At 72.0% G+C, this 12,530-nt stretch carries 15 protein-coding genes; 4 read left to right on the plus strand and 11 right to left on the minus strand.

Annotated features, from left to right (window positions below; all coding sequences use genetic code 11):
• Positions 1-97: 97 nt before the first annotated feature.
• The 3 genes from ABD067_RS09460 to ABD067_RS09470 all read left to right on the plus strand — a co-directional run bounded on the left by ABD067_RS09460 (position 98) and on the right by ABD067_RS09470 (position 2,415).
• Positions 98-403: an RNA-binding S4 domain-containing protein gene (locus ABD067_RS09460; protein ID WP_343895000.1), complete on the plus strand. Its 306-nt coding sequence runs from the start codon at positions 98-100 to the stop codon at positions 401-403.
• Positions 404-556: 153 nt separating this feature from the next.
• Positions 557-889: a ferredoxin FdxA gene (fdxA, locus tag ABD067_RS09465; protein ID WP_343895001.1), complete on the plus strand. Its 333-nt coding sequence runs from the start codon at positions 557-559 to the stop codon at positions 887-889.
• A gap of 950 nt (positions 890-1,839) precedes the next feature.
• A complete protein-coding gene (locus ABD067_RS09470) occupies positions 1,840-2,415 on the plus strand; it encodes a CarD family transcriptional regulator (protein ID WP_456305242.1) in 576 nt (191 codons plus the stop codon).
• Positions 2,416-2,437: 22 nt separating this feature from the next.
• Here ABD067_RS09470 and ABD067_RS09475 read toward each other — a convergent pair whose 3' ends face one another.
• Positions 2,438-3,184, minus strand: coding sequence for an endonuclease III domain-containing protein (locus ABD067_RS09475; RefSeq protein WP_343895002.1), 747 nt, complete (start codon positions 3,182-3,184; stop codon positions 2,438-2,440).
• 11 nt (positions 3,185-3,195) lie between these two features.
• The gene (locus ABD067_RS09480; protein ID WP_343895003.1) at positions 3,196-4,410 is read right to left on the minus strand and encodes an alcohol dehydrogenase catalytic domain-containing protein; all 1,215 of its coding nucleotides are present in this window, start codon (positions 4,408-4,410) and stop codon (positions 3,196-3,198) included.
• 216 nt (positions 4,411-4,626) lie between these two features.
• Here ABD067_RS09480 and ABD067_RS09485 point away from each other — a divergent pair, with 216 nt between their 5' ends.
• Positions 4,627-5,100, plus strand: coding sequence for a DUF1203 domain-containing protein (locus ABD067_RS09485; RefSeq protein ID WP_343895004.1), 474 nt, complete (start codon positions 4,627-4,629; stop codon positions 5,098-5,100).
• Positions 5,101-5,154: 54 nt separating this feature from the next.
• Here ABD067_RS09485 and ABD067_RS09490 read toward each other — a convergent pair whose 3' ends face one another.
• From ABD067_RS09490 to ABD067_RS09530, 9 genes are all read right to left on the minus strand, one after another.
• Positions 5,155-5,604: a hypothetical protein gene (locus ABD067_RS09490; RefSeq protein ID WP_343895005.1), complete on the minus strand. Its 450-nt coding sequence runs from the start codon at positions 5,602-5,604 to the stop codon at positions 5,155-5,157.
• A 20-nt stretch (positions 5,605-5,624) separates the two neighbouring features.
• Complete coding sequence (locus ABD067_RS09495) at positions 5,625-6,617, minus strand: hemolysin family protein (protein WP_343895006.1); 993 nt, start codon at positions 6,615-6,617, stop codon at positions 5,625-5,627.
• A complete protein-coding gene (ybeY, locus tag ABD067_RS09500; protein WP_408871531.1) occupies positions 6,614-7,165 on the minus strand; it encodes an rRNA maturation RNase YbeY in 552 nt (183 codons plus the stop codon). The genes ABD067_RS09495 and ybeY overlap by 4 nt, the downstream gene beginning before the upstream one ends.
• Positions 7,149-8,231: a PhoH family protein gene (locus tag ABD067_RS09505; RefSeq protein ID WP_343895049.1), complete on the minus strand. Its 1,083-nt coding sequence runs from the start codon at positions 8,229-8,231 to the stop codon at positions 7,149-7,151. The genes ybeY and ABD067_RS09505 overlap by 17 nt, the downstream gene beginning before the upstream one ends.
• Before the next feature lie 53 nt (positions 8,232-8,284).
• The gene (gene miaB / locus ABD067_RS09510) at positions 8,285-9,697 is read right to left on the minus strand and encodes a tRNA (N6-isopentenyl adenosine(37)-C2)-methylthiotransferase MiaB (protein ID WP_343895008.1); all 1,413 of its coding nucleotides are present in this window, start codon (positions 9,695-9,697) and stop codon (positions 8,285-8,287) included.
• Positions 9,698-9,926: 229 nt separating this feature from the next.
• On the minus strand, positions 9,927-10,517 hold the full coding sequence (locus tag ABD067_RS09515; protein ID WP_343895009.1) for a PIN domain-containing protein: 591 nt from the start codon (positions 10,515-10,517) through the stop codon (positions 9,927-9,929).
• A 3-nt stretch (positions 10,518-10,520) separates the two neighbouring features.
• Positions 10,521-10,955, minus strand: a complete 435-nt coding sequence (locus ABD067_RS09520; protein WP_343895010.1) for a helix-turn-helix domain-containing protein — start codon at positions 10,953-10,955, stop codon at positions 10,521-10,523.
• 172 nt (positions 10,956-11,127) lie between these two features.
• Positions 11,128-11,994, minus strand: coding sequence for a lysophospholipid acyltransferase family protein (locus ABD067_RS09525; RefSeq protein ID WP_343895011.1), 867 nt, complete (start codon positions 11,992-11,994; stop codon positions 11,128-11,130).
• A gap of 145 nt (positions 11,995-12,139) precedes the next feature.
• A partial coding sequence (locus tag ABD067_RS09530; RefSeq protein WP_343895012.1) for a thioredoxin family protein occupies positions 12,140-12,530 on the minus strand: 391 nt, incomplete at its 5' end.

The raw sequence follows: 12,530 nt of genomic DNA on the forward strand, positions 1-12,530 counted from the left end.
CCGCCGCCGAAGCCGCCGGAAAAACGGATCAACCCCGATTCGCCCTTCGCCATCCTCGCCAACCTGAAGCTCCGCTGACGGCGGGCCCCGGGCGGCGTTGGCGGCGGGCGAGGGCACGGAAGACCGGGACTGGCAGCGCCTCGACAAGTGGCTCTGGTGCGCGCGGGTGGCCAAGACCCGCGCCGCCTGCGCCCGTTTGGTGGGGGCGGGCGGCGTCCGGCTCAACCGCCAAACCGCCGAGAAGCCGCACGCCCGCCTGCGGCCGGGCGACGTGCTGACCCTCGCCCTCGGTTCGCCGGAGCGCGGCACGATCCGCGTTTGGCGGGTGGTGGCGCTGGCAGCGCGGCGCGGGCCCCCGGCCGAGGCGCGCGGGTTGTACGAGGACTTGTCGGAGCCGGCGTGACCACGCCGCGGCACCGGAGCGTCCCGGAGCGCGCATGGCAAGGCGGTCACGTATGAAGCGCGCGGCGCTTGTCACCGCATGGGGCGCAGTCCATGTGTCGCGGCGATTCGGTGCCGCCGCCGCGAGCGGCGGCGTTCGCGCTCGGAGGCGCTCGTGACCTACGTCGTTCTCGAAAACTGTATCAAGTGCAAGTACATGGATTGCGTCGAGGTGTGTCCGGTGGACTGCTTCTACGTAGGCGAGAACATGCTGGTCATCCATCCAGACGAGTGCATCGACTGCGGCGTGTGCGAGCCCGAATGCCCGGCGGAGGCCATCGTGCCCGACAGCGACGACCGCGCCGCCGCCTGGGCCGAAGCCAACCGCACCTACTCGACGCAGTGGCCGAACATCACCAGGAAGGGCGAACCCCCCGTGGACGCCGACGAGTGGAAGGACAAACCCGACAAGGCCGAGCTGTTCAGCCCGGCGCCCGGCAAGCCCTAGTGGCCGCCTTTTCGGGTCCGATCCTAGGAGTGGTGACACCAACGATTGGAAATGCTATCCTTTCAGGATGATGGCCAGGCCGAATCCGGGCTGGGCCGTCCATGGCATCGCCGGTTCCAGATCTTCGGGCGATGCCCGAAGAGGTGGACGGCGTCCCGCGCTCCCGGTGGCCTGCGCTGGAGGGAGAGATCGCTCGTATGAAGGCATCCACCCCTGCCAAGGGATCGGGAAAGCGCCCTCTTGTTGGCAAAGCCGTGAGCAAGCCATCGCGCCGCCCGGCGCCCAAGACGAAAAAGGCCGCGGCGGCCAAGCAAGCCACCGCCACCCGCCGGGTCGCGGCGTCCCGATCGAAGCCCAAGGCGTCGGCCAAGCCGCCGGTCAAGCGCCCGACCCGGCCGGCGCCGACCACCCGCGCCAGCGCCACGCCCGCCGGAAAGGCGACGGCGGCGCGCCGGAGGCCCACCGCCAGGGCGCAGCCCAAGCCCGCTCCTTCGGCCAAGCGGCCCGCCCCGAAGGCGGCGACCGCCACCCGCAAGCCGGCGCCCAGGAAGGCCCACGCCCCGTCCGCCAAGCGGCCGGCGCCCGGCAAGGCGCCGCTGTCCCAGGCCAAGCGCGACGCGGCGCGCTCGCCCAAGGTCGCAAAACCGCCCGCGGCCAAGGTCGCCGCCAAGACGTCGAAGGTCGGGTCCGTCCCGCCGAGGTCCGCTGCCGGCCTGCCGCCCAAGCCGCCGGCCGCCGCCCCGCCGGCGCCAAAGCCGCCCGCCGCCGCCGCCACCAAGCCCAAGCCGCCGCGGAGCGAGGCCGGCAGTTCGGCCGAGGCGCCCATCCGGGCCGCGGCTCCGCTGGTGAGCACCGCCGAAGGCCCTGCGCCCCCTCCGGGCGCCGCGTCCGGCGTGGCCGAAACGCGGGCGCCCGCTCCTGTCAAACTCGCCGGGCCTTCTATCGGACCTATGGGACTGGCCCGCGCCGCTCCGAATACCCACTTTGTAGCACGGCGCACCCCGCCGCCCGCCCAACCACCCAAACCGCCTGCGAAGCCAGTGGAATTTAAGTCCGGCGATCATGTCGTTTACCCGACCCATGGGGTCGGAACCGTGCAAGGCATCGAGACGATGTCGGCTGCCGGATACGCGTTGCAGGTCATTGTCGTCACCTTCGACGAGAACCGCATGACCTTGCGCGTGCCCGTCGGCAAGGCCGCGTCGTCGGGCTTGCGCAAGCTCGCGTCCAGTGAGTCGATGACGGAGGCGCTCGACACCTTGCGCGGCCGCGCGCGCGTGAAGCGGACCATGTGGTCGCGCCGCGCCCAGGAGTACGAGGCGAAGATCAACTCGGGGGATCCCGTGCAGATTGCCGAGGTGGTGCGCGACCTGCACCGCAACGCCGGCCAGCCGGACCAGTCCTTTTCCGAGCGGCAGATCTACGAGCAGGCGCTGGACCGCCTCGCGGCCGAACTCGCCGCGATCGACCGTTCGGACAAGCCGGCGGCGACGGAGAAGCTGCTGAACCACCTCAACGCGGCCTGACGAGGCGCGCCTATAGGCGGCGTCACGCCTCGCGCGGGGCCGTGACGCCGACTTGCCGGCACTGCCGCACCAGCGGGCAGGAGCCGCAGCGCGGACACTCCCCGGTGCAGACGAACTTGCCGAAGGGCACCAGCCGCTCGTTGATCTCGATCCAGTAGCGCTCCGGCAACACCCGCGCGAGCGCCTGCATCGTCCGCTCCGGCGTCGCCGCCGCCGCGTAGCCCCAGCGGTTCACGATGCGGTGGACGTGGATGTCCACCGAAATGGCCGGCTTGCCGAAGCCCACGCCCAAGGTCAGCGCCGCGATCTTCGGCCCTACGCCCCGCAGCGTCATCAGCTCCTCGGCGGTGTCCGGCACCCGGCCGCCTGCCGCGGCGATGGAGGCCGACAACGTCCTGATGTCCCGCGCCTTCGGCTCAGGGAAGGTGGCGCCGTGGAGCAGGCGGACGATCTCCTCATCCGGCAGCGCCGCCATCGCCTCCGGCGTCCGCGCCGCCGCGAACAGGCGCAGGCACACGGGGATGGTGGTCTCGTCGCGCGTGCGCGCCGAAATCAGCGCCGAGACGAGTTGCTCGAAAGGCGAGCCGTAGCCGCGGTCCCGCAGGTCGAACATCGCCGCCTTCGGGAGGTGCGCGACCGCTCGCCGCAGCAGGCGGAACACCTCGTCGATGTCGAAGGGGTCCTTGCCGGGCGGCGGGACCTCGAACGCGGCGGGCGCCGCGGCGGGCTTCGCCGCGCGTCCCGTCGCCGTTGTCCTCGCCTCCGCCACGGCCCAGCTCCCTACCGCCCCGGCTTCAGCTCGACCTTGATCCAGCCCGGCCGCCGCAGGTCGAACTGCTTGTACGCTTCGATCACGTCCGACATCGGCTCGACGTGCGAGAGCACCTGCGTCGGGTCCACCGTCCCGCCATCCACCATGTCCAGCAACTTCGGGATGTATGTCCGGTGGTTGCAGTTGCCCATGTTGATGGTCAGGTTCTTGTTCATCGCCGCGCCGATCGGGAAGAAGCGGTCGGTCTGCGGATAGACGCCGATGATGCCGAGCGTCCCCGCCTTGGCGAGCGTCTCCACCGCCCAGGTCAGCGCCTGCGAAGGCGCGTCGCCCGGCTTCCACTGGTCGCCTTGCGGCTTGGCCTCCGGCGCGATCGCCTTCACCTCCCGCTGGAACTGCTCGGCCATCCGCTTGGCCTGTTCCGCCGCCGGGCCTTCCTTCGGCATCTCGCTGTCCACGCCCACGGCGTCGATCGCGCGGTCCGGGCCGATGCCGCGGGTCAATTCCTTGATGGCCTCGACCGGGTTTTCCTTGTTGAAGTCGACGGTCTCGGCGCCGAGCAGCCGCGCCCGCTCCAGCCGGTCCTCGTGCCCGTCCACGGCGATCACCCGGTGCGCGCCCTTCTGGAAGGCCGAGAGCACGGAGAACAACCCGACCGGGCCGCACCCCCACACCGCCACCACGTCGCCGTCGCCCACTTCCGCGCACTCCGCGCCGAACCAGGCGGTCGGGTAGATGTCGGAGAGCAGGATCGCTTGGTCGTCCGTCACGTCCTGCGGCAGCCGCACCAGGTTGTGGAAGGCGTAGGGGATGCGGGCGAACTCCGCCTGCAAGCCGTCGAACGGGCCGGTGGGCGCCGGGCCGCCGTAGAACGCCGTGCCCGCCGTCGGGCCGTTGGGGTTGGCGTCGTCGCACTGCGCCGTGTAGCCGCCGCGGCAGTAGGAGCAGTTCCCGCAGGCGATGGTGGACGGGATCACCACCCGATCGCCGCGCCGCAGGTTCCGCACGCCTTTGCCGACCTCTTCCACGACGCCGACGCCCTCGTGGCCGAGGATCGTGCCCTGCTTCATGCCAGGCATGGTGCCGCGCACGAAGTGCAGGTCCGTGCCGCAAATGGCCGAGGAGGTGAGGCGCACGATGGCGTCGCCAGGGTCGTTGATGGACGGGTCAGCGACGGTGTCGAAGCGTATGTCGCCGATGCCGTGGAATACGACAGCCTTCATGAACAGGACTCCGGAACAGCCAGGGCGCCGCGCCGTGCGCGGGCGCGACCAGCCCGGCCAACGGCTTGCACCGGATGCGGTTGCCTCGCCGCGCCGATGCTTCCGGCCCCGTGGCCGCAACGGTCCGTCTTCCCCGAGCGCGCCGTAGCAACCGGCGGATGGCGCCGCAGCCGCGCCGCAGCGACCCTTCCGGCCTCCCGAGAGGAGCCGTCCGCCATGCCCCGTTTCCGCTGCCTGCCCGTCCCGACCGAGACCGCGGCGCGCTTCCGCCGCAGCGGCCGCGACGACCGCGGCAACGCCCTGCACCGCCGCGTGGCGGACGGGCGCGGCTTCCCGTGCCGGCACTGCCTCCGCCTCGGCGAACCGGGCGAGGCCATGCTGTTCGGCAGCTACGACCTGCCGCGCCCGCGTGGCGTCTATTGGACGCCGAGCCCGATTTTCCTACACGAGCGCGGCTGCGCGCGCTTCGAAGCCGAGGACGAGATCGCGCCCATCGTGCTCGCTAACGGCATCGTCTCCGTGCGCTCCTACGACGCGGAGGAGATGTGCCTCTACGACCTCGGCCAAGTTTGCGAAGGCACGGAGGTGGCCGCGCCGCTGATGCGGGCGCTCGAAGACCCGCGCACGCGCTTCGTCAACATCCACACCGCGCGGCCCGGCTGCTTGCTGACGGCGGTGGAGCGGCTGTAGCGGGAGGCTCGCCATCGCGCCCCCGCGACGCGAACCCCCGCTCGGGCGCGATCTCTAACCGGCGGGCATCTCCGGCAGCAGGCCGGGCAGCAACTCGTCCGGGCGCCGCGCCCCGGCGCCCTTGCGCTTCGCCGGCGGCGCCGGTTTGCCCTCTGCCGCGGCGCGCAGCCGGATCAGCTCGTCCACGAGCCGGTCGATCGTCTGCCACAGCGGCTCGTCGCCCTTGCGCTCGCCCATGACGAAGCGGTGCGCGGCGAGGGTGACGTTGAGCGTGCCGCGCGTGGTCTCGGGGCGCGGGCTGCGCATCTGCACCAGCGCCTTTTCCACCTCCTCGACCGGCACGCCGAATTTCGCCGCGATCGCCGCCGGCTCCTCGCCCTTGCGGCGGAGCGAGCGGGCCCTGCTCGCCTCCGCCGGGGAAAGGGCGATGGAGGGCCGCAACGCCTGCGTGCGGCGCGACATCTCGCCGGACCCGCTGCCCGGCGGCTTGCCCTTGAACGCCATGCCAGCCTCCTCGCCCGCGCCTACTCCGCCGCCTGCTTCTGGCCGTCTTGGCCCTGTCCGCCCCCTTGAGTCGGCGCCACGCCCGGCCGCCGCACCCGCAGCCGGCGGATGCGCCGCGGGTCGGCGTCGAGCACCCGGAATTCCAGGCCCGAGGGGTGCGACACCAACTCGCCCCGCGCCGGCACCCGGCCGGCCAGGGTGAACACCAGCCCGCCCACCGTGTCTATGTCGGCCGCGCGCTCTTCGCCCGTCAGCACCGCGGCGCCGAACCGGTCCTCGAACGCCGTGATGGGCGTGCGCGCGTCCACGTCGTAGGTGCCGTCCGGGCGCTCCACCATCTGCGGCGGGCCCGGCTCGTCGTGCTCGTCGGCGATGTCGCCGGTGATGGTCTCCACCAGGTCCTCGATGGTGACGAGGCCGTCGATCCCGCCGTACTCGTCCACCACCAGCGCCATGTGGATGCGCGCCTGGCGCATCTGGAGCAGCAGGTCCAGCACCGGGACGGAGGGCACCACCAGCAGCGGCGTGCGCAGGATCGCCTTCATGTCGAAGGCGCCTTCCCGCCCCACCGCGGCGAAGACGTCCTTGATGTGGACCATGCCCACGATGCCGTCGAGTTCGCGGCGGTACACGGGGTAGCGGCTGTGCCCATCGCGCTGGATCAGCCTGATGGCCTGTTCCAGCGTGAAGTCCTCGGGCATGGCCATGATGTCGGCGCGCGGCACCATCACGTCGCTCGCGGTCTTGCCGCGGAGCTTCAGCACGTTGCCCAGCAGGGCGCGCTCGTGCGGGTCGAGGCCGTTGGCCGGGGCGAGCGCGCCGCCGCTGCCGCCCTCGCGCCTCGGCTCGTCCCGCCCCTCGATCAGCTCTTCCATGCGGTCGCGGACGCTTTCCGCTTCCCGCCGCCTGAGCAGGGATTGCAGCCGCCACAGCAAGCCGTTCCGCGCCGCCGCCGAGGCGCCGTTGCCGTTGCCGTTGCGGGCGGGGGCGCCGCCGTGTTGGGGCGCGCTCATGCCGCGGCCCCGAGCGGCGGCTTCCAGGGGTTGGGCAAGCGCAGGTGGCGCATGGCGCGCGCTTCCGCCCGCTCCATCCGCCGCGCTTCGCCCGCCGAAAGGTGGTCGTGGCCGAGCAGGTGCAAGGCGCCATGCGCCACGAGGTGCGCGAAGTGCGCCGCCGGCCGCTTGCCCGCGGCCTCCGCCTCGCGCCGGACCGTGCCAAGAGCTAGGGCGATGTCGCCGAGGTGCCCGGGGGGGCGCCCGGGGGCGCCGCTGCCGCCCGGGAAGCTCAGCACGTTGGTCGGCTTGTCCTTGCCGCGGTGCTCGCCATTGAGGCGGCGCAACTCGCGGTCGTCGGCGAGGAGCACTGTGAGGGTGCCGCTGGCGCCCGTGCCCCGCAACGCGGCGCGGACCGCCCGGCGGGCCAACGCTTCGGCCCGCGGCAGCAACCGGCGCCAGCCGGCGTCCTGGAGGACCACGTCGACCTCCAGGCCATTCCCTCGCCCGGCGGCCGGGGCGGGCAACCGGCCCGCGCCGCCGCCGGTGGGACTACTTCCCGGCTCCATCCTTGTCCTTCTTACCCCTTCGCTCGCTCTGGCCGCCGGCGCGACCGGCCTCCTCGGCCCGGTCCCGGGCGACCTGCGCGCGGGCCTCGTCCGCGCGTCCGTAGGCGGCGACGATCTTCGCCACCAACGGGTGGCGCACCACGTCCCGCTCGTCGAAACCGGCCACGCCGATCCCTGGCACGCCGCCCAGCACGTCCAGCGCCTCGGCCAGCCCGCTGCGCTGCCCGGCGGGCAGGTCCACTTGGGTCGGGTCGCCCGTGACCACCATGCGCGTGCCCTCGCCCATGCGGGTGAGGAACATCTTCATCTGCGCCGCGGTGGTGTTCTGCGCTTCGTCCAGGATGGCGAAGCAGTGCGCGAGCGTGCGGCCCCGCATGAAGGCCAGCGGCGCGATCTCGATCTCGCCCGAGGCGATGCGGCGGGCGACTTGTTCGGCGGGGAGCATGTCGTGCAATGCATCATAAAGCGGTCGTAAGTAAGGGTCCACTTTCTCCTTCATGTCGCCGGGCAGAAAACCCAGCCGTTCGCCCGCCTCCACCGCCGGGCGGCTGAGGACGATGCGGTCCACCCGCCCGGCCTGGAGCAGCGCCACGCCCTGCGCCACCGCGAGGTAGGTCTTGCCGGTGCCGGCCGGGCCGACGCCGAAGACCATCTCGTGGCGGGACAGCATCTCCATGTAGGCGGCCTGGGCCGGGGTGCGGGGCGCGATGGCGCCCTTGCGGGTGCGGATCTCCGGCTTGTCCTGGAGCGGCAGGCGCGGGTCGCCCTCGGCCTCCCCCTCCGCCATGCGGAGCGCCGCCTCCACCTCCGCGGTGCCGACGGACTGGCCGCGCTCCAGCCGGCGCCACAGGTCGCGCAGCACCGCTTCCGCCGTCTCGGTCCGCCCGGCGGCCCCGGCGATGGTGACGCGGTTGCCCCGCGAGCCGAGCCGTATCCCCAATCGCTGCTCGATCCGCGCCAAGTGTCGGTCGTGTTCGCCGTAAAGCAGCGGAAGTAGCCCGTTGTCGTCGAACTGTAAGGTCACGGACCGCTGTTCGGGGGAGGGGGCTAGCGCGGCGCGGTGCATGGCGGCGCGGGGGTGGCCCTGGGGCTCAGGCTGCCGGAAGGCGATGGCGTGGTTCAAGCGGGGGCGGGCTCCTCTCGGCGCTGGCTGGGAGGCTCCGTCGCCGTCCCGGCCGCCAGCGCGCCGGAAAGCGAGTTGGTGTGCGCGGCGAGGACGGCCACGGGCACGACCTCACCGATCAACGCGTCGGACGCGGAAAGATGCACCGGGTTCAACCAAGGTGAACGGCCCGCCACCTGACCGTGATGGCGGCCCGTCCCGGTGACGAGCACGGGGATGGTCCGGCCGACGAGCGAGCGGTTGAACGCCTCCTGCTGGTCCCGCAGCAAGGCTTGCAGCGCCTGCAACCGCGCGTCCTTCTCGGCCTCCGGCACCTGATTTGGCGCCGAGGCCGCCGGTGTTCCAGGGCGGGGCGAGTATTTGAAGCTGTAGGCCAGCGCGAAGCCCACCTCCCGCACCAGGGCGAGGGTCGCGTCGAAATCGGCCGCCCGCTCGCCGGGGTGGCCGACAATGAAGTCGGAGGACAGGGCGAGGTCGGGCCGTGCCGCGCGCAGCCGTTCCGCGACGCTGAGGAAGTCGGCCGCCGTGTGGCCGCGGTTCATCGCGGCGAGCACGCGGTCGCTGCCCGACTGCACGGGCAGGTGCAGGAAGGGCATGAGCTGCGGCAGGTCGCGGTGCGCCGCGACCAACTCGTCGTCCACATCCCGTGGGTGGCTGGTGGTGTAGCGGAGCCGTTCGAGGCCGGGGATCTCGGCCAGGGCGCGAAGCAGCCGCCCGAGCCCCCAAGTGCGGCCGCCGCCCGGCGCGTCGCCGTGGTAGGCGTTCACGTTCTGCCCGAGCAAGGTGATCTCGCGCGCGCCCTGCGCCACCAACCGCCGCGCCTCGGCCAGCACGGGCGCGGCGGGACGGGAATACTCCGCTCCGCGCGTATACGGCACCACGCAGAAGGAGCAGAACTTGTCGCAGCCCTCCTGCACGGTGAGGAAGGCGGTGACGCCCTGCGGCGCCGCGCTGGCCTCCGGCAGGCGGTCGAACTTGGCCTCGGCCGGGAAATCGGTGTCGATCACCGCGCCGGCGGCGCGGCTGGCCCGCGCCACCATCTCCGGCAACCGGTGGTACGTCTGCGGCCCGAGCACGATGTCCACCCACGGCGCCCGGGCGGTGATCTCCGCGCCCTCGGCTTGGGCCACGCACCCCGCCACGGCCAGCACCATGCGCCCGCCCGCCGCTTCCTTCTCGCGCTTGAGGGCGCGCAGCCGCCCCAGCTCGGAGAACAGCTTCTCCGACGCCTTCTCCCGGATGTGGCAGGTGTTGAGGATGACCATGTCGGCCGCGTCCGGCCCCTCCGCCGGCCCGTAGCCGAGCGGCGCCAGCACGTCGGCCATGCGCCCGCTGTCGTAGACGTTCATCTGGCAGCCCCAACTGCGGATGAACAACCGCTTGCGGGGGGATGCCGCCGCTTCGCTCATGGAAAGATGCCCGACTCCAATGCGCCCGGGCGCGAACCGGCGCCGGGATCCGCGCGGCAGATGCACGGGGAGGGGCTGGGGGTCAAGCCGCCGGTGCGTCCGGCGCCGGCCCGGTGGGCGGGGCGAATCGCTGCACCCGTGCAGGTTGCGGCACCGACGGTTCTCGGGTCAAGCGAAGAAGGGATGTCCTGACCGTCCGCGAAGGAGGAGCGTGGCAGCCGACTCCTCGTTACAGCGAGCGCGTGTGTTCACGCAGCACGTCCACGGTTTGCGTCAGCCCGGCGGCCTCCATGTCGAGCAGCAGCACCTCTGCGGTTTTCTCGGGCTTTCCGAACCGCATCCTCATCCGCCTTATCGCGGCGACAGCCCGGCCGGCGTCCAAGTCGATGGCATCTGCAGCGAAGACGTCCGTCGTTTTTGCCTCCAGATCGAGCGGGAGCAGCACGCTTCTGGGGAAATGCCGCAAGTTGTCGGTCACGATCACCGATGCCCGCGTCTTCACCGCCGCCGCGATCACGTGCGCGTCGTCGGGGTCGGGCAGCCCCATCAAGCCGCCGATCAACCCTTCATAGCCGGTCACGACCGCATCCCCGAAAGCGCGCTCCATCGCGCCGCGTGCGCGCGCGGCCCTGTCTTCCGCGTCCAGAAGGCCACGGGCGGCGATCAGCTTGGCGATGTTCCGCTCGGCCTCGTCCAGGATGCGGACCGACCATCGCACCCGAAAGAAGTCGGCTCCTGCCAAGGAAAGCAGCAGGTTCCGCTTGAGGGCACTAACGAGGGCGCACGCGTCCATCAATGCGGTGAAGCGGTTGGCGAACACGGATCAGATGATATCGGCGTCCAGCACGGCCAAATCGGAAAGCGCCGCCTCGCGCTCCTCGTCCCGGCGCCGCTTGTAGGCGAAGAGGTCCTCCGCCTTGATCCGCCGGTGCCTGCCCACGAGCACGTGCGGGATTTGCTCCTTTTCCAGGAGCGCAATCAGGAAGGGCCGGGAAACATTGAGTATGTCGGCCGCTTGCTGCGTGGTGAGTTCCTGGCTCACCGGCACCAGCGTCACGGCGTCACCCCGGCCGATGTGCCGAAGGAGTTCCATCAACAGCGCCGACAGCGCGGGAGTCAGCACGATTTCCGCTCGTTGCCCCGCCTCTCCCACCACTTCGATCTTTCGCTCGCCATCGCCGGTGGCCTGGGCCGCCAAGATGCGGCGGAGCTGGTTCGCGGCGGCGCGTTCGCCTCGGGAAGGCAGGCGGTCGCCCAACGCCGTGGCGAGCGCTGGCGTAGTCATTGGTTGCCCTCCTCTGGCTCCGCTACATACGCCCCGAAGCTTACAAACGCAATATTCGAAACACGGTTGCCGCTGGATGGCTGTTGCCGAGGACGTGCCCGTCGGGTGCCTGTTCGATCCGCGCCACCAAATGAAAAGAAGCTGATCAGCGCCCGATGGGCGCTTCCAAAGGCACCGCCGTCCGGTTCTGCCGCAGCGCCGCCGCGCCTTCCGCGACGATCCGCCCCGTCTCCGCCGCCAACGCCTTCCGCCCCCGAACCGCGTGCGGGCTGAAGGGCTCGTGCAGCAGCACCGTCGCCCGCGCCCCGCCGCGCCGCGCGAACCGCCAGAAGTGGCTGCCGATGTCCATGGCGCCGTACCAGGCGAAGAGCGGCCGGTCGCGCCGGCAGGCGGGCAGCCCGCCCAACCGGTCGTACACCACGGAAACCGGCTGCACGAGCCGCGCCGCGTCCGCCGCGCCGAGCAGGGAGGAGCGGAACGGCAGCGTCCGGGTGCCGTCGTTGGAGGTGCCCTCGGGGAAGACGATGAGGCTCTCCCCGGCCTCCATGTGCGCCCGCATGGCGTCCGCCTCCCGCCCCGTCGCGCGCCGGGTGCGGCTGACGAACACGGTGCGGCCGAGCTTCGCCACGACGTTGATCAGCGGCCAGCGCGCCACCTCTGCCTTGGAGACGAAGCAGGCGTCGAGCACGCCGCCCAGCACCAGGATGTCCAGCCAGGAGGAGTGGTTGGACAGGAACATCACCGGGCGCGCCGCCGAGTCCTCCGTGGCCGATGCGCCGACCACACGCACCCTCAGCCCGATCAGACGGCACAGCGTGGCGTGGTAGAAGCGGCCGAAGTGGACCTTGGCGCGGCCGGGCAGCAGGTGCAGCACGGCCTGGATCGGGATCGCCACCAAGGTCCAAAGCAGCGCGCACGCGATGCGGCGGACGGCGCGGAAACGCCCGCCGAGCCGACGCTCGCCGAAGATGTCACCGAAGTGCCCACCGGGCAGCGCCTGCCGGAAGCGCAAAGGCCTCCTCCGCCGCAAGCGGCGCGGGCGCAGCGCGTCGATCGGGGCGCGGGCGACGGCATCCATGCTTCCGCGATAAACGCCCGGCCGTGACGCCGCAATGACGCCCGCGCTACAGCTTGGTGAGAATGGCCGCGCCGCGGCGTTATCCGGCGCCGAGTGCCCGCAGGACCACGCCTTCCGTCAACAGCTCCGGCAACAGCGCGGGCGGCCCGCCGCCGGCCGGGTACAGGAGGTAGAGCGGCACCCCCTCCCGCCCGTGTTGGCGGAGCAGCGCGCCGATGGCGGCGTCCCCGCGCGTCCAATCGCCCTTGAGCCCCACGACGTTCTTCGCCGCGAAGGCGGCCCGCACCGCGTCGGAGCGCAGCACCAGCCGCTCGTTGGCTTGGCAGGTGATGCACCACGCCGCGGTGAGGTTGACGAACACCGGCCGCCCCTCGGCCTGCAATCGGGCGACGCGGGCCGCCGACCAAGCCTCCGTTTCCGCGCCCGTTGGGGCCGCCGCCGGCGCCGGCGCCGCGGCCAGCGCCGGCAGC

Source organism: Craurococcus roseus (genome assembly GCF_039523795.1).
Classification (GTDB): Bacteria; Pseudomonadota; Alphaproteobacteria; order Acetobacterales; family Acetobacteraceae; genus Craurococcus; species Craurococcus roseus.

Bases quoted from the DNA above. Each gene is read 5' to 3' on its own strand.
- ABD067_RS09505 (WP_343895049.1), bottom strand. From the start codon at position 8,231: ATGCACCGCGCCGCGCTAGCCCCCTCCCCCGAACAGCGGTCCGTGACC.
- ABD067_RS09480 (WP_343895003.1), bottom strand. From the start codon at position 4,410: ATGAAGGCTGTCGTATTCCACGGCATCGGCGACATACGCTTCGACACC.
- ABD067_RS09485 (WP_343895004.1), top strand. From the start codon at position 4,627: ATGCCCCGTTTCCGCTGCCTGCCCGTCCCGACCGAGACCGCGGCGCGC.
- ybeY (WP_408871531.1), bottom strand. From the start codon at position 7,165: ATGGAGCCGGGAAGTAGTCCCACCGGCGGCGGCGCGGGCCGGTTGCCC.
- ABD067_RS09490 (WP_343895005.1), bottom strand. From the start codon at position 5,604: ATGGCGTTCAAGGGCAAGCCGCCGGGCAGCGGGTCCGGCGAGATGTCG.
- ABD067_RS09470 (WP_456305242.1), top strand. From the start codon at position 1,840: ATGGGACTGGCCCGCGCCGCTCCGAATACCCACTTTGTAGCACGGCGC.
- ABD067_RS09495 (WP_343895006.1), bottom strand. From the start codon at position 6,617: ATGAGCGCGCCCCAACACGGCGGCGCCCCCGCCCGCAACGGCAACGGC.
- miaB (WP_343895008.1), bottom strand. From the start codon at position 9,697: ATGAGCGAAGCGGCGGCATCCCCCCGCAAGCGGTTGTTCATCCGCAGT.